The organism is Haloferax sp. ATCC BAA-644 (genome assembly GCF_000336975.1).
Taxonomy (GTDB): domain Archaea; phylum Halobacteriota; class Halobacteria; order Halobacteriales; family Haloferacaceae; genus Haloferax; species Haloferax volcanii.
The window spans coordinates 67867-86235 of record NZ_AOLF01000038.1; the positions used below are offsets into that span (position 1 = coordinate 67867).

Sequence of the window (18369 nt, forward strand, 5' to 3'; positions counted from 1 at the left end):
CTCACATGGGGACTGTTATCTCATCTGGCTGTTCGACTCGGGCGCTGACCCGGAGCTTTATGTCGGATGGCGGGACCACGCCGGTCTATGACGACCGACCCAACTCGCCGCGACGCCGCCGTCGACGCCGAACTCGGTTCGCCCGCTTCCAGCGCCCCGCCCGCGGCGGACCGTACGGCCGACCGTACCGCCGCGGCCGACCGTACCGCCGACCTCGCCGCGCGACTCGACGCGGTCGAGCGCACCATCACCGACGGCGACGCCGACTTCTCGTCGCTCGAAGACCTCGCGGCCATCGAACGCCGGGTCACCGAACTCGAATCGGCGGTCGAGTCGCTCACCGACCGCCTCGACGAGATGGACGCCGCGACGCAGGCGATGCGCGGCTACCTCGGCGGCGTCCGCGCGGTCAACGAGGACGTCGAACGCCGGGCGAACGCCGCGCTCGCCAAGGCCGAGTCGCTCGAATCGGAACTCGTCGACGAGACGGCGTCGCCCGCGCCCTCGCGGTCGACCGACGCGCTCGCCTCGGAAGCGGCGTCGCACGCCGGACGGACTACCGACGGTGGTGACGGTAGTGGCTCCCAGCGCGCCGCGGAGACCGGTCTCGGCACCGGAACCGCCGCCCCCTCACCCGAGTCTCGCGCCGCTCCCGATTCCGGCGCACCCACCGACTCTCGCGGCGACTCCGCCGACCGTGGACTGGCCGCCCGCCTCCGCGACGCGCTGTGATTCGCGTCGTTCTGACGTGTCTGCTCGCGGTCGCCATCGCGGGCGTCGTTTTCCCGGCGGCCGACGCGGCGAGAGCGGACGCGACCACGGTCAAAATCGGCTCGCTGGCCGACGATATCGCGCACGCCGCCACGACGCTTTCGGCCGCGGAAGACCCGACGCCGGCCGGCGTCGCGGGCGCGCAGCGGCACGTCGTCCTCGACGTTCCGTCCGGGTCGTGGCGGGCCGCCGGTGTCTCCAACCTCACGGTTCGCGGCGGCGACGGCGTCGAACTGTCGGCGAGTGTCACCACCGGCTCGACCGTCGTCCGTCGCGTCGGCGGTCCGCGAACTCGCGTCGTCGGCGACCGACTCGTCCTCGGACCGGGCGAGCATCGACTCAGACTGACGCTCGAAGCCGATGCGGGCGGTTCTGTCGTCGTCGTCGCCCCCGCGACGGCCAACCAGTCGGCGGCGTAGGTTCAAATACCCGGACGGGACCACGACCCCGTATGCCCCTCGGCTCACCTTCCATCGACTCCCTCTCCGAAACCGTCGCCGCGGCGCTCCCGGACGCGCTCGGCGACCGGCTCGCCGACGCGACCGGCAGCCAGCGCGACTCCCGTGACTCCGCCGGCGACTGCGGCTGTGAACCCGCCTTCTCGACGCCCACCGACCGCCCCGACGACGACACCGTGACGCTCGCGGTCGACGCCGGCGACTGCCCGCACCGCGGGTCGCTCTCGACTTCGGCCCCCTGCCGCGCGGCGGTCGTCGAGGCGCTCGAAACCCGCGACGCCGACCGACTCGTCGTCCGCGCCGACGGACTCGAACGCCGGTACGACGCCGACGCGACCGGCTTGCTCGTCGCCGCCGGCCGGTTCGCGGAGCGCGTCCGCTTCCGCGACGACCGCCTCGCAGACCGCGTCCGCGAGGACCCGCTCGGAGCCGCCCACGAGGCGACGGGTCGCGCCGGGCCGGTCCGCCGCGCCGCCGTCGAAACCGGGCTCGCGGAGGGCGCGTCCCGAAGCGCCGACTACGGCGACGCACTCCGGGCGGTGGTCGGGCCGACGCTCGCACGCTCTCGCGTCGACCCCCGTCCACCGGCCGACGGGCGACTCGTCGAGGCGACCGACCTCGACACCGGCGCAGTCGCCCGCCGCTACGAGTGCCCGCGCGGCCCCGTCTACCATCTCACGCCGCCCGAATCGACGCTCGACCAGCGCGCCGCGCGGACGCTCGAAGCCGCCCACGACCGACTCGCCCGCGGCACCGTCGACGCCGGCCCCCGCGCGCCGGGTCGCGCCGTCCGGCTCGCCGCGGACGCGGACGCCCCGGTCGAGACGCTCGCGGCGATTCTGGCGAAGCACACCACGGGTAACGGCGTTCTCGACGACCTGTTTTCGGACCCCGCGGTCTCGGACGTGTACGTCTCGACGCCCGCCGACGAGAACCCGATTCGCGTCGTCGCCGACGGCGTCTCGATGCCGACGAACGTCCGCCTCGCACCCGGCGGCGCGGAGTCGCTCGCCTCCCGCCTGCGCCGCGTGAGCGGCGCGTCGTTCTCCCGCGCCGACCCGACGCTCGACACCGTCGTCGAGGCCGGCGGCGCGAACGTCCGGGTCGCGGGCGTGACCGCGCCCGCGAGCGACGGGCTGGGCTTCGCGTTCCGCCGCCACGACGAGACGCCGCTGACGCTCCCCGCGCTCGTCGCCAACGGGACGCTGTCGGCCGACGCCGCGGCGCTCTGCTCGCTCGCGGTCGAACGCGGTGCCTCGGTCCTCGTCGCCGGCTCTCGCGGGGCCGGCAAGACGACGTTCCTCGGCTCGCTTTTGTGGGAGCTCCCGCGCGACGTTCGCACGGTTCTCATCGAGGACACGCCGGAGCTGCCGGCGTCGAGCCTGTTGGACGCCGACCGGGACGTGCAGACGCTCCGAACCGACACGACCGGCGGCCCGGAGCCGACGCCGCAGGAGGCGCTCCACGCGGCGCTCCGACTGGGCGACGGCGCGCTCGCGCTCGGCGAAGTCCGGGGCGAGGAGGCCGCCGTCCTCTACGAGGCGATGCGCGTGGGCGCGAACGCCAACGCGGTCCTCGGAACCATTCACGGCGACGGAGCCGCCGACGTGCGCGAGCGCGTCGTCTCCGACCTCGGCGTGCCGGCGTCGTCGTTCGCCGCCACGGACCTCGTCGTCACCTGCGAACACGCCGAGACACACCGCGTCGCCCGGGTCGAGGAGGTCCGCCCCGTCGGCGACGACGCGGCGTTCGAGACGCTGTTCGAACACGACGGTCGCACCCTCGAACCCACGGGGGCGGTCGCGCGCGGCGACAGCCTCGCGGTCGAATCCCTCGCCCGCCCCGGCGAGTCGTACGCCGACGCGCTCGACGCGCTCGATGCCCGCGCCACCCGTCTCGCCTCGCTCGCCGAGACGGAGCGGACGACGCCAGACGACCTCGCCGCGGCCCGTGCGGAGCGTGGTTCGGGATGCTGAACGGGGACACGGATGCGCCCGCGGACCCCGACTCGAATCCGGCGGTCCACACGGGCGTGACGACGCTCGCACGGCTCTCGCCCGACTCCATCGACGCCGAGCCGAGCGACGAGCTTCGCCGGTCGCTGGCGTTTCTCGACGCCGGTTTCGACCCCGAGACGGTCGTCGCAGCGGGCTACGGCGCGGCGCTCCCCGCCGGACTGCTCGGCGGGCTCGTCGCCCTCGTCGCTCGACTCCCGACCGTCACGGTCGTCTTCGTCGCGCTCGCGGCCGCGCTCGGCGCGACCCACGCGGTTCACACGCTCCCGGTCTGGCTGGCGACGCTCCGCCGGACGCGGGCGCTCGGGAACGCGCCGGAACTCGTCGGCCGCATCGCGCTTCGGATGCGCATCGAGCCCTCGGTCGAACGGGCCAGCGCGTTCGCCGCGCGCGGCGGCGACGACCCGCTTTCGACCTCGCTCGCAGCGCACGCCGACCGCGCCCGCGGAACGCCGACCGCGGGGCTCTCCGCGTTCGCCGACGCGTGGCGCGCGTGGTTCCCGGCGCTCGACCGCTCGACCGCGCTCTTGCAGACCGCCGCGGACGTTCCCGCCGGCGAGCGCGACCGCGCCCTCGACCGCGCCCACGAGGTCGTTCGCGAGGGGACCCGCGACCGCCTCGCCGACTTCGTCGGTTCGGTCCGCGGGCCGGTGACGGCGGTCTACGCCTTCGGCGTCCTGCTCCCGCTCGCGCTGGTCGGCGCGCTCCCCGCCGCCCGCGTCGCCGGCGTCGGCGTCACCGCGGCGCACGTCGCCTTCGTCTACGACGTGGCGCTTCCCGCGTGCCTCCTCGCCGCCGTCGGGTGGGTGCTCGTCCGCCGGCCGGTCGCGTTCGCGCCGCTCTCGGTCGACGCGTCCCACCCCGCGGTCGATGACCACCGACTCCTCGGCGTCGCCGGTGGCGCGGTCGCTGGCATCGTCGGGTTCGTCGCGGCCGACACGCTCGTCGCACCGTGGCTCGCGCCGCTCGCCGCCGCCGGCCTCGGGACCGGCACCGCGCTGTTCGTCGCGGCCCGCCCGGTCGTAGCGCTCAGAGCCCGCGTCCGCGCGGTCGAAGACGGCCTCTCGGACGCGCTCTACCTCGTCGGCCGCGCCGTCAGCGAGGGCGAAGCCGTCGAATCCGCGCTCGCCCGCGCGGCGACCTCGGTCCCGGGCGAAACCGGCGACCTGCTCGACGAAGCCGTCGGCGTCCAGCGTCGCCTCCGCGTGGGCGTCGTCGAGTCGTTCTGCGGCGAGTACGGCGTCCTCGAATCGACGCCGAGCCCCCGGGTCGCGGGCGTGGCGACGCTCCTCGGCCTCGCCGCCAGCGAGGGTCGCCCCGCCGGCCGCGCCATCGTCTCGATGGCCGACCAGCTCTCGGCGCTCGCCCGACTCGACGCCGAGGCCCGCCGCGAACTCGCCTCGGTCACGGAGACGCTGTCGAACACGGCCGCCGTCTTCGGGCCGCTCGTCGCCGGCGCGACCGTCGCGCTCGCAGACGGGATGGCCCCCGCGAAGACGCTCGACCAGACCGCCGTCGCGACGCCGCTTTCGACCGCCGACCTCGGACTCGCCGTCGGCGCGTACGTCCTCCTCTCGGCGGTCATCCTGACGACGCTCTCGGTCGGCGTCGAACACGGCCTCGACCGCCACCTCGTGGCCTCCCGCGTCGGTCGCGCGCTCGTGTCGGCGACGGCGACGTTCGCCGTCGCGTTCGCCGCCGCGGGGACGCTCGTCTGAGCCGCCGCGAGTCCGTGCTGAGGTTTATATACCCGGACGGGACCACCCCGGTCTATGCTCGACGCACCGCTCGATACGCTTTACACGTGGACCGCGCTCTCGGTGGCCGCGACCGTCCTCATCGGGACGGTCGCCGGCCTCCCGGTGACGCCCGCACCCGACGCCTCGGGGGTCGCGGACGCCGTCGATACCGTGGCCGTCGCCGACTACGACGCGACCGCCGAACACGACCTCGACGCCGACGCCGTCCGCGTCGGCCCGCACCGCATCGGGCTCCGAAACGACGGCGGCGCGGCGCACGCCACGTTCGGTTTCGGCCCGGTCACGCCGGCGACGCCCGACTCCCGCCTCGGGTCGGTCGCCGCCGGCGCGTCACCGAGCGCCGTCTTCGACACGGCCGCCGAGTTCGACGACGCGGCCGAGACCGCACGCGACCGGGACGCCTCGTGGCGGCCCGCCAGCGAACTGCTCGTCGTCCGCCACGTCAGTTGGGAGGGAACGGATGTCACCGTCGTCTCGGCGTAGAGCACAGGCCTCGCCCGTCGCCGCGCTCACCGCGTTGCTCGTCGTCTGCGCGGCGATTTCGGGCTACGCGACGGTGCTCGACGAGTCGATGCCGACCGCCGACCGCGACCTCGCGTCCGCGACCCTGTCGAACGTCGAGTCCGCGCTCGAAGACGACTCGGGCGTCGTCGTCGCCTCGCGGCTCTCGGACGCCCGTGACGCCTGCCCGGACGGCTTTTCCTGCCGCGTCGTCGTCGCCGTCGACGACGACCGCCGCGCCGTCGGCCCCGACGCGCCCGCCGACGCCGACACCGATTCGACTCGGGTCACCGTCCGCGCCGAGCCCGGACGCGTCGGCTTCGGCACGCTCCGCGTCGAGGTGTGGCGATGACCGACCTCGTCTTCGACGTGACGGTGTGTCTACTCCTCGTGAGCGCGAGCATCGGTCTCGTCGTCACCGCCGACGCCGATGCGGGCTCCGGCCTCGGCGGCGATGCCGCCGTCGACGCCGACGGGGTCGCCTCGTCGCTGGCGACGAGCACCGCGACGGTCAACTACTCGCTCGCCCCCGGCGTCGACGCGGCCGACCCGTCGTTGCTCGATGCCGACGACATCGACGCCCGCGAACTCGAACGGACCGCCCACGGCAGCCTCGCCGGACTCCTCGCCCGCTCGACGCTCGGCGCAGTCACCGTCGACGGCGTTCGCCTGACCCGCGCCCGCGACGACTTCCGGAAGCGGACCGCCGCCCGCGTCGCCTCCGAACTCCCGACGCGCGGCGTCTCCGTCGCCGTCTCGTGGACGCCGTTCCCCGGTTCGTCCGTCCGCGCGAACGACACGCTCGGTCCCGAGCCGCCGTCCTCGGCGACGGTTCACTCCGCGACGCTCGACGTGCCGAGCGGGTTCCCCGCAGCGCGCGAAGACGCCATCGCCGCCAGCGACGACGGCTTCGACGCCGTCGCTCGGCTCGTCGCGGACCGGACCGTCGCCGGGCTGTTCCCGCCGACGCTCGCTCGGCTCGCGCTCCGCGGCGACGAGCCGGTATCGTCGCTGATGGCTCACCGCTACGAGCGGGCCGGCGCGCTGGCGGAGGCTTCCGTCGCGCCCGAGGTCGCCCGCGAGGAGACTCGCGCCGCCAACGCCGACCTCGCCGCGGCGCTGAATCCGCGGTTCGCAAAGACGATGCGCGCCCGGTACGACACCCCGCGCGCCGCCGCCGAGGCTGTCTCCGTGGGACGCGTCACCGTCGTCGTCAGGACGTGGTCGCCGTGAGACTCGCCGCCGACGACCGGGGGCGGGTTCCGTTCGCCCTGCTCGGCGTGTTACTGCTCGTCGGGAGCGCGACGTTCTCCGGCGCGCTCTCGGCCCACGACCCCGTGGCCGACCGCCGCGTCGACGACGCGATGGACCGCGCGACCGCGCAGGCCGACGCCGCCGTCCGCGCGGCTGTGGGCGACGCGGCGCGCGAGGCCGCGGCGAACCCCGTCACCTCGCCCGCGAACACGACCGCCGGGCGACTGCTCTCCGACGAGCACACCTTCCGCGACTATCTTCGGCTCCGCATCGCGCTGGCCGCGACGGAGCGGCTCCGCGCCGTCTCCGTCGCCCGCGGCGACGTGAACGCGACCGCGACCCTGCCGCGACCGACGAACGAGTCGAGCCTGCGAGGCGCGATGGACCGCGTCTCCATATCGAGTCGCGAGAACGGAACCGTCCTCGTCGCGACCGTCGAGAACGTCTCGGTCGAAGTCGCCCGCGGCGGCCGCACCGTCGCCGCCGAGTCCGTCACTACGACGGTCGGCGTCCGGACGCCGGTTCTCGCGCTCCACGACCGGACCGAATCCTTCGAGCGCCGCCTCGACGCGAACGCGCTGGACGGCGGGACGCTCGACGCGACGGTGACGACCGCGATGTGGGCCTCGGCGTGGACCCGCGGCTGGAGCCAGTACGCCGGCGCGCCCGTTGACAACGTCGTCTCGAACGACCACGCCGCGCTGGCGACGAACGCCGGCGTCCTCCTCGCCGAACAGCAGGCGTTCGGGGCGACGGACGCCGACGCCCGCGGTGCGACCGGCCGCGCCGCCGTCAAAACCGGTGCCAAGAGCCTGCTGTCGCAGACCGGCGTCTCGGCCGCGCCCGAACTGGCGAACGCGCTCCCCGCACCGAACCCGGACGCGGAGTCGCCCGCGAGCGAGGTCCCGACGAACCGGACCATCAACGCCTCCGTCGGCTCCGCCGCCGACCACGCGCTCGTCGGCCTCCTCGACGGCCGCGGCGACGCGCCGGCCTACGACGACGTGGTCGCGGACGCCCACCGCGCCGGGGTCGAAATCGACGCCGAAACGGATGTCCTCTCTCGGACCGAAGACCCGCCGGAGAACTCCGGACGCGGATGGACACTCGTCAGCATCTCGACCGACACGTCATCGTCGGCCGAGACGGTGCCGACGCGAACTCCGGCGGTCGACGCCGACACCGTCGTCGTCGACGCCGGCTCCCGCATCGTGACGACGGTCGAGACGACCACTCGAACGTTCCGCCGGGGCAACGAAACGCTCCAGACCGAAGCGCGAACGGAGACGAGGACGCGCGTCGACCTCGCGGCCGTCGTCGACCCGGCCGCCGTCTCAGCCCCCGTTCGACCCATCGACCCCGCGGTCACCTCCGGCGGCGCGCTCGACGGCGAAAACTTCGCCGCGGCCGCCGACGCGGCCGCCGACGTGGTTGTGACGCGCGGCGGCTTCGACGACATCGCCTGCGATGTTGTGACCGGCACCCCGCCCGACCCGCGGCAGGCGACCGCACCGATGGCAGCCGGCCTCGACCGCTGGGTTCGCTCGGACCTCATCGCGCTCGCTGACCGGGTCAGAGACCGGCGCGTGACGGTGTCTGCGCGGCGAGTCGCCGCGGGCGAGGTGAATCCCGCCGCAGCGCTCGCGTCCGACCTCCGCGCCGACCGCAGCGACCTCGTGGACGCGCCGGCCGCCTACGACGGCGTCGCGGACCGGGCGCGCGTCGCGGTTCGCGCGACCTACCTCGACCGCGTGCTGGCGACGCTCGACCACCGGGCGAATCAGACCGCGGCGGCGAGCGACGCGGCCAACAACGAGAGCGAGGACGCGGAGTTCGGCTCGCTCTCGGAGGCGGTCCGCGCCGAGGAGGTCGCCCGCGCGGCGCTCGGTGACTCGCGAGCCGACGGCGCGAACGGAACTGCCAACGAAAGCGGCGTCAGATTCGTCCCCGACGCGGACCCGATGTACCTCTCGCTCGGCGGCCTCGATGGCGCTGCGGTCCCGACGGTCGCCCGGGGCGGCACGTATCACCCGCTCGTCGCCCGCAACACGAACCTGTTTACGCTCCCCTACGGCGACGCCGCCGACACGGTCCTCGAACCGCTGTTCGGCGCGAACCGCCGCGTTCCCCTCCGCGTCGCGGCCCGCACGCTCCTCGCGGCCGACTCGACGCTCGAAAACACGAACGCAACGAACGAGACGCTTGCCGACCGCCGCGACAGGCTCGAAACCGCGGTCGACCGGTCGGTCGTTCCCGCGGAGGAGGCCGCCCGCCACACGCTTCGCGACCACACCAACCACTCCGTGACGGAGCGCCAGCGAATCTTGGAGCGCTCGCTCGGCGCGTGGGACGACCCGGCTCATCGGGCGCTGGCGATTACGAACGGCTCCGCGGCGCGCGCAATCGCCGTCGAGGCCGCGGCTCCGGGAACCGTCGAGGCCGACCTCCTCGAACTCCGCCTCGACGATGCGTTCCGAGCCGTTCGTAGCGACCGCTCGACGACGGTCCCACAGCGGCTGACGAACCGGACCGTCGAGACGACGCGGACCGCCCGCCAGCAGGCCGTCTCCGACACCGCGACCGATGCGGCGATGAGCGCGACCGAGGACGCGGTCGCAGACCGCCTGAACGACACGCTCGACTCGCGGTTCGACACGTCGTTCAAGCGCATCCCCGCCGGAATGCCGGTCGCGCCCGTCCCCGGCTCTTGGTACGCCACGGTCAACGTCTGGGACGTGGCGGTCGCCGGCGAGTTCGCGCAGTTCCGCGTCCACGCCCGCGGCGACGCCGAGTCGCTGACGTACGCCCGCGACGGCTCGACGGTCACCCTCGACTGGGACGACGACGGCACCGCCGAGACGGTCGGCCGCGGCGACCGCGTCTCGTTCGACGTGGAGACGACGATCGTCGTCGCGGTGCCGCCGTCGGGCGTCGGCGTCGGTGACATCGACGGCAACGCGGACGAGCGCTCCGAGGGGTGGCAGGGCGGCCCCGGCTGTACCGTCGCGGCCGACTGCCCTCTCGACGACGACGAGTAGCCGCCAATACGACCCGAGTGGCAACCGTTTTGCCGCCGGAACGCCGAACCCGCGGTGTATGTTGCACGACGCCGCCGCGGAGCCCGGAACCCTCTCGGCCGACGAGTTGCGGGCCGCCTACGAGGACGAGATTCGCCGCGCAGTCGACGCCGCCGGACCGGAGACGGCCGCCGAGGCCGCGGGCGTCTCGGAAGCCGCGCTCTCGAACGGCGTGTTGGACCTCACGCTCGAACAGGCCGCCGCCGTCCTCGAACTCGCCGACGGCAACCACGACGCCGACGCCATCGTCTGGGAGTTCCGCGACCACCTCCTCATGGGCATGACGAGCGGCATCCTCGACGTGGACACGCTCGCGTCCGAGGTCGACCTCGACCTCTCCGGACAGGAGATTCAGCAGGCTATCGAGGGTCGTACCGCCGCCACGCTGAACGAACTGGCCGCTATCCACCACGTCATCGCCGTCCGAAACGAACGATGAGGGTCGCCGTCCTCGGCTGCGGCTACGTCGGCCTCGAACTCGCCCGCACGCTCGTCGCCGACGACCACGACGTGTGGGGCGTCCGCCGCTCCGACGACGGTCTCGACGCCGTCGAAGCGACCGGTGCGGAAGCGGTTCGCGCCGACGTGACGGACGCCGACTCCCTCGGAGCGGTCCCCGACGTGGACCACGTCGTCTTCGCCGCGAGCTCCGGCGGCCGCGGGGCCGACGCCGCCCGGACCGTCTTCGTCGACGGCCTCCGAACGGCAATCGACCAGTTCGCCGCCCGCGACTCGCCGCCCGAGCGCCTCGTCTACACGTCGAGCACGGGCGTCTACGGCGACCACGGCGGCGACTTCGTCGACGAATCGACGCCGCTGGACCCGACGACCGACAAGACGCGCGTCCTCGCGGAGGCCGAGCGCGTCGCCCGCGAGCACGCCGCCGAGCGGGGAATCGAAGGTACGGTCACCCGGTTCGCCGGCCTCTACGGCCCCGGCCGCTACCGACTCGACCGCTACCTGACCGGCCCGGTCACGGCGGGTTATCTCAACATGGTCCACCGGGACGACGCCGCGGGCGTCGTCGCGCACCTCCTCGAAACCGACCGCGCCCGCGACGACACCGTCCTCGTCGTGGACGACGAACCCGTCTCGAAACACGAGTTCGCGGATTGGCTGGCCGACGAGTGCGGCGTCCCGCGCCCCGAAAAGCGCACGAAGGAAGAGCGCCTCGATGCGGGCGACCTCTCGGCGGCCGCTCGCCGCCGCATTCTGACGAGCAAGCGCTGCTCGAACGACTACCTCCGCGAACTCGGCTATTCGTTCGCGTATCCGACGTATCGGGAGGGTTACCGGGCGGCAATCGACGCCTACCGAGCCGACGGCGACTGACCGTATTCGGGGGACGACAGGTTCGAACCGCCGAAATTCTGTCACTCAGGACAACTCGATTAGGGGGAATATTCATACGGTAGGCCCCGGTCGTGTTGTGTATGTTCGGTCCGGTGGGGCAGTTCGACACGGGTGCTATCTTCGAGTCTCTCGACTCGTTCGTGCGGACCCACCCCGAAATCGCGGCGGCGCTCGTCGTCGCGCTCGGTGCCCTCGCGCTCGTCGTCTACGCCGCGATTCGGTTCAAGCGGTCGATGGGCACGCGCTTCGCTGAGGCGCTGGAGGGCGTCGACGAAATCGCCGTCCTCATGCACCCGAACCCGGACCCCGACGCCATGGCCGCGGCAATCGGCGTGGCCTGTCTCGCAGAACAGGTCGGCACCACACCGACCATCCAGTTCGCCGGCCAGATTCGACACCAGGAAAATCGCGCGTTCCGAACCGTTCTCGACCTCGACTTAGACCCGATCGACCACGTGAGCGACCTCGCCGCCGAAGCGGTCGTCCTCGTCGACCACAACGAACCCCGCGGCTTCGCGGGCGCGGAGGGCGTCCTCCCCTACGCCGTCGTCGACCACCACCCCGGCGACGGCACCGGCGAGGCCTTCACCGACGTGCGGACCGACTACGGCGCGTGTTCGAGCATCGTCGCCGAGTACTTCCGCGACGTGGGCGCGAAACCCGTCCCGCCGGACATGCACGCAAGCGAGGTGAACGCCTCGTACACCGTCCCCTCGCAGGTCGCGACGGGCCTCGTTTACGGGATTCTCACGGACACCAAACACCTCACTGCGGGCTGTTCGGCCGCGGATTTCGACGCCGCGGGCTTCCTGTTTCCCGGCGTCAACGAGGACCACCTCGACCGCATCGCCAACCCCGAGGTCTCCCGCGAGGTGCTGGAGGCGAAAGCCCGCGCCATCGCTGGCCGCGACGTGCGCGGTCCTTTCGCCGTCGCCGACATCGGCACCATCTCGAACGTCGACGCCATCCCGCAGGCGGCCGACGAACTCATCCAACTGGAGGGCGTCACCGCCGCGGTCGTCTGCGGCGAACGCGAGAGCAACGTCTACCTCTCGGGGCGCTCCCGCGACGACCGGGTCCACATGGGCCGGACGCTGGAATCCGCCCTCGACCACTACCGCGGGGCGAGCGCCGGCGGTCACGCCCGGATGGGCGGCGGCCAGATAATCCGACCCGACGCCGTCACCGACGGCGGCAACGGCGAGTCCGTCCCCCGCGACGAACTCGTCGAACACATCTTCGAGGCGCTGTCCGGCGATATCTGACTCTCGGACCGAACCGGGACCACTATCGCGGACCCGGACCGGTGGCCCTTAACAGCCGGCCGCCGTAGCCCCGCCCATGGCAACAGGACGGGCGACGTGGGCCTACCGCGACCGGTTCGGCGACAGTTTCGGCCGCACCTTCTACCGCCGGTTCGGTCCCGGCGTCGTCTCCAGTATCGGCATCGGAACCTACCTCGGCGAGCCGACCGACGCGGTCGACGACCGCTACCGCGAGTCGCTCGTCGCCGCGCTCGAACACGGCGTCAACCTCGTCGATACCGCGTCGAACTACCGCCACGGGCGCGCAGAGCGGGTCGTCGGCGACGCGGTCCGCGGGGCCGACGTCGACCGCGACGCCGTCGTCGTCGCCTCGAAGGCCGGGTTCGTCCCCTTCGACCGCGAGCGCCCGGACGACCCCGGCGCGTACGTCCGCGAGACGGTCCTCGACGCCGGCCTCGCTGACCCCGACGAACTCGCACACGGCAGTCACACCATCGCGCCCGCCTTCGTCGACGAGATGGTCGACCGCTCGCTCGACCTGACGGGACTGGACCACGTCGACTGCTACTTCCTCCACAACCCCGAGACGCAGTTGGCCGTCACCGACCGCGAGACGGTGTACGACCGCGTCGAGGCCGCCTTCGAGGTGCTCGAACGCCGGGTCGCCGCCGACGACATCGGTCGGTACGGCGTCGCAACGTGGGAGGCGCTCCGGGTCGCGCCCGACCACGACGCCTACCTGTCGCTGCCCGAACTCGTCCGTCGGGCGGAGCGCGCGGCCGAGACCGTCGGCAACGACGACCACTCGCTCGAAGCGATTCAGCTCCCGTTCAACGTCGTGATGGCCGACGCGTTCACCGTCGAGGCCCACGACACCGACGCGGGCGAGGCGATGAGCGCGCTCCGGTACGCCCACGAACACGGCTTGCACGCCTTCACGAGCGCCAGCCTCGCGCAGGGCGACCTCGCCGCCGAGATTCCGGCGTCGGTAAACTCGGTGCTCGCGGGCGACACGGCGGCTCAGCGGGCGCTCAACTTCTCGCGGAGCGCGCCCGGCGTGACCGCGGCGCTCGTCGGCGCATCGTCGGTAGAACACGTCGCGGAGAACGTTGCGGCCGGCACGTTCGACCCCCTCGGGGCGCGGACGTTCGATTCGGTCTTCGAGTGAGCAGTCGCCCCAGTTCTCGGACGGCCGCTTTCGGTCGACTCGCGGTTATCTGAGCTCTTTCCACTCGCGCCCGCAGTCGGCGCAGATACGGACCGAGAACACTTCGTCGGGGTCATTTTTCTTCTTCAGCGACTCGCCGCACTCGGAGCAGGTCAGCCGTCCGTAGGTGTCTTTTTCCAACTCCCCGTCTCGAAGCCCCTTCCGCGTTGTCTTCATACGCTCCCGTTTGTGCAACGAACATAAAAACCCGACGACAATCCCCGTTTTCGACCCGCACAACACCCCCGTTTTCGACCCGCACGACGCCCCGCGGTCTCGTTCAGTCGAAACTGTTGTCACCTCGCGGCGCGCGGTTCCGTCCGTGTCACGTGGCCGCCTCTTCGGAACGCTCTGCGGGATGGTGTTACTCGTCAATCTCGCTCGGGTCGTCTTCGCACCGCTCCTCGGGGAGTTCATCCTCTTTTTCGAGGTCGACCGGGCCACCGTCGGCATCGTCGCCACCCTCGTCTGGCTCGGGAGCGCCGCCCTCCGCGTTCCGACCGGCTGGCTGCTCACCCGCGTGCCGAGACATCGCGTGGTGCTCGGGACCGGCGTCGTCCTCGTCGTCGCCTCGGGCGTGACCGCCAGCGCGACCACCGTCGAGACGCTGATGGTCGGCGCGGTCTCGATGGGGCTCGCCTCGGGCGCGTACTTCGTCGCCGCCAACCCGCTCGTGAGCGAGCTGTTTCCCGACCGCGTCGGCCGCGCGATGGGCATCCACGGCACCGCCAGCCAGCTCGCGGCCGTCGGCGTCGCCCCCTTCGTCACGCTCGTCCTCGCGGTCGGTCCCGACCTCGTCCCGCGGCTCCCGTTCGTCTCCGCGGCGTGGCAGCTCGTCTTCGTCTGCGTCGGCCTCGCGGCCGCCGTCGTGACGCTCGCACTGTTCGCCACGGCCCGCTCGACGGACCTCCCGGACGCGGGCGCGGCCGACCGCGACCTCCTCGTTGCGGCCCGCACGGAGTGGCGAGTCATCCTCACCGGCATCGTCATCCTCGGCTTCACCGGCTTCGTCTGGCAGGGGCTGTTCAACTTCTACGAGCTGTACATGGTGTCGAAGGGCCTGCCGGCGACGACGGCGCGAAACATGCTGACGGTCGTCTTCGGCGCGGGCGTGCCGGCGTTTTTCCTCTCGGGGCGACTCGCGGACAAGCTTCCGCGCATCCCCTACATCCTCGGCGTGCTCGTCTCCTTCGTCGTCTCGGTGTTCGTCCTCACGATGACGACGAGTCTCGTCGGTCTCATCGTCGTCACCGCGGTCGTCGGCTACGTCATCCACAGCCTCTTTCCGGCGCTCGACGCCTACCTGCTCGACACGCTCCCCGACGAGAGCCGCGGGAGCGCCTACTCGGTGTACTCGTTCGGCATGATGATATTCCAGGCCAGCGGGTCGGGCGCGGTCGGCGCCCTGACCGACTTCGGCTACGCGTTCGACGAGGTGTTCTTCTGGTTCTCGGTCGGGCTGGCGGTCGTCGTCGCGGGCCTCATCGCGCTCCAACACGCCGGGCGCATCCCGAACTGAACGGGTCGGCGGCGGTCGCGCGAAGTCGGCAGCCGACTCGGCTCTCGCCGCACTTTTGCTCGCCCGGTCCCACGGCCGACACGATGGAGTACGTACAAGAGCGGGTCACGACGCTCCACGACCTCTCCGGCTCGGTTCCCGACGCCCCGACCGACCGCGCGGCCGTGGTCGTGCCGATGACCGAGCGGGAGTACGCCGGTCTCGCGGCCGACCGGGTGCTGTCGACGCTGGAGTCGCTCTCGCCGGCGCGGGTCGTCGTCCCTCTCCGCGCGCCCGCAGACCGGGTCGCCCCCTTCACCGACTGGCTCGACGAGTACGACCTGCCGCTCGACGTGCTGTGGTGCGACGGTCCCCGCGTCGCCGACCTCCTCGACTCCCACGGTCTCGATGGCGAGCGCGGCAAGGGCCGGGACGTGTGGCTCGCGCTCGGCTGTGCCGCCAGCGAGGAGTACGTCGTCGTCCACGACGCGGACACGAAGACCTACGACGAGCGCTACGTCCCGCGGCTTCTGTTCCCGCTCGCCCACGGCCACGACTTCTCGAAAGGCTACTACGCCCGCGTCGAGGAAGAGCGGCTCTACGGCCGGCTGTTCAGGCTGTTTTACGCCCCGCTCGTCCGCGCGCTCGAAGCCGAGACCGACGCCCCAATCGTCCGATATCTCGACTCCTTTCGGTACGCCCTCGCCGGGGAGTTCGCGGCCACCTCGGACCTCGCGGTGCGGATGCGGTCGCCGCGGAAGTGGGGCCTCGAAGTCGGAACCCTCGGCGACGCCTTCGCCCACGCCGGCTTCGACCGGAGCGCGCAGGTCGACCTCGGCGAGTACGAACACGACCACCGCTCCGTGAGCGGCCCGACCGGCCTCTCGGACATGAGCGAGTCGGTCGGGCGGACGCTCCTCAGAGCGGTCGTCGAACACGGCGGGAGCGTCGAGTTCGACACGCTCGCGGAGCGCTACCGCGAGGCCGGACACCGGCTGGTCGAGCAGTACGCGGCCGACGCGGCGTTCAACGGCTTCGACTACGACCGCGGCGACGAGCGCGAGCAGGTCGCCACCTACGCCGATGCCATCTCGAAACCCGGCGAGGACACGCGGCTCCCGGCGTGGAACGACACGTCGCTGTCGCCCGACGCGGTGCTCGCCGCCGCGGGCGACGACCTCGACGACGTTCGGGAGGGCGCGGGCCGATGAGCGAGGCGACCTACGACGACCTCGCGGGCGTCGTCGACCTCTTCGGCGCGCTCACCCGCGAGGAACTGGAGACCGCGCTGGACGAACTCGCGTTCAAGCAGGGCCGCGAGACCGACGGCGACGCGCTGTCGGGCGCGATTTCCGACGCGGTCGACGCCTACTACCTCGTCCCCTACGAGGACGACGAGACGGAGGCGGAACTCCTGACGGTCGGCCCGATGGCGTTTCCGACGCTCCCCGACCGGGCGGAGGACCTGCCGCACATCCTCGACTACCCGACCCGCGAGGTGCCGCGGGACGAGCTCGCGACGCAGGTCGAATCCCGCCTCCGAGCGGCGGCCGCGAGCGCGGTGCAGACGGGAGACGCCGACGAAATCGAGCGCCTGCTGGACGTGACGTACGACCTCGAAGCGTGGGCCGACACCGACGTGGGGTCGATTCGCGAGCGCCTCGACGCCGCCCTGGACGCGGAGGGGCAGGCCTAAGTCGCGGCATCGCTTTACGAACCGTGACGATGGACCTCGCGGGCGTCACTCGACACGAACCGGTGACCGTCGACGCGGGCCGGCGGGCGGCCGTCATCGCCCCCGTCGTGTTCCGCGACGAGCGGCCGCACATCCTGTTTACCAAGCGTGCCGACCATCTCGGCGAGCACCCGGGCCAGATGAGTTTTCCCGGCGGCGGCCGCGAACCGAGCGACGCCGACCTGCGGGCGACCGCGCTCCGCGAGTCCAACGAGGAAATCGGACTTCGACCCGAGGAGGCGGCGTTTCACGGCCGCCTCGACGACATCCGCACCGTGACCGACTACGCCGTCTCGCCGTTCGTCGCCACGGTTCCCGACCGCGCGTACGAACCCGACCAGCGCGAGGTGGCCGAAATCGCGGTGCTCGCGGTTGGCGACCTCATCGACCGCGCGAACTACGAGTCGGAACGCCGCGACCACCCGCAGTACGGCGAGATTCGGCTCCACTTCTTCCACGTCGACGGCTACACCGTCTGGGGCGCGACCGGGCGGATGCTCGTGCAACTGCTCGAACTCACGACCGGCTGGCGCGTCCCCGAGGAGGTCGACCGCGTCGTCGACCCCGACGCCGACTACCCGGTGTAGTACCCCTCGGCGCGTGCCGACCCGGCGCGGTCGCTCGCGGCGTCCGAATCAGTGCCGAAAAACAAAACAGCGTCGCGGACGTCGATTCCGTCACTCCCTGCCCCTCTCAGTCCCGTGCCCGGCCCGCTTGTACCCCCTCAGCCGAGGAGGTACTTGAGCGCGGGGCGCTGGCGGACGAACTCCATCTTCTCGATGATGGCGTCGAGGCCGAGGATGCGGCCCGCCGCGAGCGTCCCGACGATGACGAACATCATGAGGCCGAACAGGTCGCTGTTGACCAGGCCGTGTCCCCAATCGGCGTTCCCGAGGTAGAAGAACACCATCAGGACGCCGCCGAAGAAGGCGGCGAGCCGGACGAGTGCACCCACGATGAGTCCGAGACCGATGAGGAACTCGCCCCACGGAACCATGACGTTCGTGAGGTCGAGGAGCCACGGGGTCGCGGCGGCCCACGCGAAGAAGCCCTGCAGCGGCGAGGCGGCGGGGGCGTTCGCGAGGTAGCCCGCGGCGCTGAACGGCTCACCGGTTATCTTCCCCAGTCCCGCGTGGAGGAACCAGTAGCCGGTGATGAGGCGGGTCAGCACGAGCACGTAGCCCGTGACGCCCCGCGAGTAGTCGAAGTCCATCCTGTTCCCCAGCATCTCGATTTGTGCGTTAGCGGGCATCTCGGTTCACCTTACATCTGAATCGTCGGCCGCGAACCCCATATAACGGCGACGCGATTTCCGAATCCATAGAACTGGGAATAACCGAAAACGGGCGTCTGAGACTGTCACGATTCGTTTTCGACTACTAATCGAGACATAGAATTGTGTCCTAAATACAATCGTGACGAGACGCGGGTGAACACGGCGGTCACTCGCAGTGCGACCGGCTGACACGCGCTAC

18 protein-coding genes are annotated in these 18369 nt (G+C 72.0%); 16 read left to right on the forward strand and 2 right to left on the reverse strand.

Annotated elements, in window-relative coordinates; translation table 11 throughout:
• Positions 1-87 precede the first annotated feature (87 nt).
• The 12 genes from C458_RS16970 to C458_RS17025 all read left to right on the forward strand — a co-directional run bounded on the left by C458_RS16970 (position 88) and on the right by C458_RS17025 (position 13622).
• Positions 88-732, forward strand: a complete 645-nt coding sequence (locus C458_RS16970) for a hypothetical protein (RefSeq protein ID WP_008577577.1) — start codon at positions 88-90, stop codon at positions 730-732.
• Positions 729-1190 carry a hypothetical protein gene (locus C458_RS16975; RefSeq protein ID WP_008577579.1) on the forward strand — a complete coding sequence of 154 codons (462 nt, stop codon included), beginning with the start codon at positions 729-731 and terminating at the stop codon, positions 1188-1190. Before C458_RS16970 ends, C458_RS16975 begins: the two co-directional genes overlap by 4 nt.
• A gap of 32 nt (positions 1191-1222) precedes the next feature.
• Positions 1223-3205, forward strand: coding sequence for an ATPase, T2SS/T4P/T4SS family (locus C458_RS16980; RefSeq protein WP_008577581.1), 1983 nt, complete (start codon positions 1223-1225; stop codon positions 3203-3205).
• The gene (locus C458_RS16985) at positions 3199-4962 is read left to right on the forward strand and encodes a hypothetical protein (RefSeq protein WP_008577583.1); all 1764 of its coding nucleotides are present in this window, start codon (positions 3199-3201) and stop codon (positions 4960-4962) included. Before C458_RS16980 ends, C458_RS16985 begins: the two co-directional genes overlap by 7 nt.
• Positions 4963-5016: 54 nt before the next feature.
• Positions 5017-5487, forward strand: coding sequence for a hypothetical protein (locus tag C458_RS16990; RefSeq protein WP_008577585.1), 471 nt, complete (start codon positions 5017-5019; stop codon positions 5485-5487).
• Positions 5465-5857, forward strand: a complete 393-nt coding sequence (locus tag C458_RS16995; RefSeq protein WP_049897047.1) for a hypothetical protein — start codon at positions 5465-5467, stop codon at positions 5855-5857. The genes C458_RS16990 and C458_RS16995 overlap by 23 nt, the downstream gene beginning before the upstream one ends.
• Positions 5854-6738, forward strand: a complete 885-nt coding sequence (locus C458_RS17000; protein ID WP_008577589.1) for a hypothetical protein — start codon at positions 5854-5856, stop codon at positions 6736-6738. Before C458_RS16995 ends, C458_RS17000 begins: the two co-directional genes overlap by 4 nt.
• On the forward strand, positions 6726-9797 hold the full coding sequence (locus tag C458_RS17005; protein ID WP_008577591.1) for a hypothetical protein: 3072 nt from the start codon (positions 6726-6728) through the stop codon (positions 9795-9797). The genes C458_RS17000 and C458_RS17005 overlap by 13 nt, the downstream gene beginning before the upstream one ends.
• A gap of 58 nt (positions 9798-9855) precedes the next feature.
• Positions 9856-10275, forward strand: a complete 420-nt coding sequence (locus C458_RS17010) for a DUF5791 family protein (protein WP_008577592.1) — start codon at positions 9856-9858, stop codon at positions 10273-10275.
• Entirely contained in the window at positions 10272-11168 is an 897-nt protein-coding gene (locus C458_RS17015; RefSeq protein WP_008577594.1) for an SDR family oxidoreductase, read from the forward strand. The genes C458_RS17010 and C458_RS17015 overlap by 4 nt, the downstream gene beginning before the upstream one ends.
• A gap of 101 nt (positions 11169-11269) precedes the next feature.
• Complete coding sequence (locus C458_RS17020) at positions 11270-12454, forward strand: bifunctional oligoribonuclease/PAP phosphatase NrnA (protein ID WP_008577596.1); 1185 nt, start codon at positions 11270-11272, stop codon at positions 12452-12454.
• 76 nt (positions 12455-12530) lie between these two features.
• Complete coding sequence (locus tag C458_RS17025) at positions 12531-13622, forward strand: aldo/keto reductase (RefSeq protein WP_008577598.1); 1092 nt, start codon at positions 12531-12533, stop codon at positions 13620-13622.
• Positions 13623-13667: 45 nt separating this feature from the next.
• Here C458_RS17025 and C458_RS18595 read toward each other — a convergent pair whose 3' ends face one another.
• Positions 13668-13838 carry an HVO_0758 family zinc finger protein gene (locus C458_RS18595; RefSeq protein ID WP_004044179.1) on the reverse strand — a complete coding sequence of 57 codons (171 nt, stop codon included), beginning with the start codon at positions 13836-13838 and terminating at the stop codon, positions 13668-13670.
• 181 nt (positions 13839-14019) lie between these two features.
• Here C458_RS18595 and C458_RS17030 point away from each other — a divergent pair, with 181 nt between their 5' ends.
• The 4 genes from C458_RS17030 (at position 14020) to C458_RS17045 (ending at position 17481) form a co-directional block, all read left to right on the forward strand.
• Positions 14020-15180: an MFS transporter gene (locus C458_RS17030; protein ID WP_008577600.1), complete on the forward strand. Its 1161-nt coding sequence runs from the start codon at positions 14020-14022 to the stop codon at positions 15178-15180.
• 83 nt (positions 15181-15263) lie between these two features.
• Positions 15264-16370, forward strand: coding sequence for a glycosyltransferase-like protein (locus C458_RS17035; RefSeq protein ID WP_008577602.1), 1107 nt, complete (start codon positions 15264-15266; stop codon positions 16368-16370).
• Entirely contained in the window at positions 16367-16855 is a 489-nt protein-coding gene (locus C458_RS17040) for a hypothetical protein (RefSeq protein WP_008577603.1), read from the forward strand. The genes C458_RS17035 and C458_RS17040 overlap by 4 nt, the downstream gene beginning before the upstream one ends.
• Before the next feature lie 29 nt (positions 16856-16884).
• Positions 16885-17481 (forward strand): CoA pyrophosphatase, encoded by a 597-nt coding sequence (locus C458_RS17045; RefSeq protein ID WP_008577604.1) that lies wholly within the window; start codon positions 16885-16887, stop codon positions 17479-17481.
• A 137-nt stretch (positions 17482-17618) separates the two neighbouring features.
• On the opposite strand, the gene C458_RS17050 is transcribed toward C458_RS17045, so the two are convergent.
• On the reverse strand, positions 17619-18107 hold the full coding sequence (locus C458_RS17050; RefSeq protein WP_008577606.1) for a DoxX family protein: 489 nt from the start codon (positions 18105-18107) through the stop codon (positions 17619-17621).
• Between the last annotated feature and the right edge of the window lie 262 nt (positions 18108-18369).

What these genes read in the sequence shown, in the direction of transcription:
- C458_RS16970 (WP_008577577.1), top strand. Translation starts at nt 88, where the DNA reads ATGACGACCGACCCAACTCGCCGCGACGCCGCCGTCGACGCCGAACTC.
- C458_RS16980 (WP_008577581.1), top strand. Translation starts at nt 1,223, where the DNA reads ATGCCCCTCGGCTCACCTTCCATCGACTCCCTCTCCGAAACCGTCGCC.
- C458_RS16985 (WP_008577583.1), top strand. Translation starts at nt 3,199, where the DNA reads ATGCTGAACGGGGACACGGATGCGCCCGCGGACCCCGACTCGAATCCG.
- C458_RS16990 (WP_008577585.1), top strand. Translation starts at nt 5,017, where the DNA reads ATGCTCGACGCACCGCTCGATACGCTTTACACGTGGACCGCGCTCTCG.
- C458_RS16995 (WP_049897047.1), top strand. Translation starts at nt 5,465, where the DNA reads ATGTCACCGTCGTCTCGGCGTAGAGCACAGGCCTCGCCCGTCGCCGCG.
- C458_RS17000 (WP_008577589.1), top strand. Translation starts at nt 5,854, where the DNA reads ATGACCGACCTCGTCTTCGACGTGACGGTGTGTCTACTCCTCGTGAGC.
- C458_RS17010 (WP_008577592.1), top strand. Translation starts at nt 9,856, where the DNA reads ATGTTGCACGACGCCGCCGCGGAGCCCGGAACCCTCTCGGCCGACGAG.
- C458_RS17015 (WP_008577594.1), top strand. Translation starts at nt 10,272, where the DNA reads ATGAGGGTCGCCGTCCTCGGCTGCGGCTACGTCGGCCTCGAACTCGCC.
- C458_RS17020 (WP_008577596.1), top strand. Translation starts at nt 11,270, where the DNA reads ATGTTCGGTCCGGTGGGGCAGTTCGACACGGGTGCTATCTTCGAGTCT.
- C458_RS17025 (WP_008577598.1), top strand. Translation starts at nt 12,531, where the DNA reads ATGGCAACAGGACGGGCGACGTGGGCCTACCGCGACCGGTTCGGCGAC.
- C458_RS18595 (WP_004044179.1), bottom strand. Translation starts at nt 13,838, where the DNA reads ATGAAGACAACGCGGAAGGGGCTTCGAGACGGGGAGTTGGAAAAAGAC.
- C458_RS17030 (WP_008577600.1), top strand. Translation starts at nt 14,020, where the DNA reads ATGGTGTTACTCGTCAATCTCGCTCGGGTCGTCTTCGCACCGCTCCTC.
- C458_RS17035 (WP_008577602.1), top strand. Translation starts at nt 15,264, where the DNA reads ATGGAGTACGTACAAGAGCGGGTCACGACGCTCCACGACCTCTCCGGC.
- C458_RS17040 (WP_008577603.1), top strand. Translation starts at nt 16,367, where the DNA reads ATGAGCGAGGCGACCTACGACGACCTCGCGGGCGTCGTCGACCTCTTC.
- C458_RS17045 (WP_008577604.1), top strand. Translation starts at nt 16,885, where the DNA reads ATGGACCTCGCGGGCGTCACTCGACACGAACCGGTGACCGTCGACGCG.
- C458_RS17050 (WP_008577606.1), bottom strand. Translation starts at nt 18,107, where the DNA reads ATGGACTTCGACTACTCGCGGGGCGTCACGGGCTACGTGCTCGTGCTG.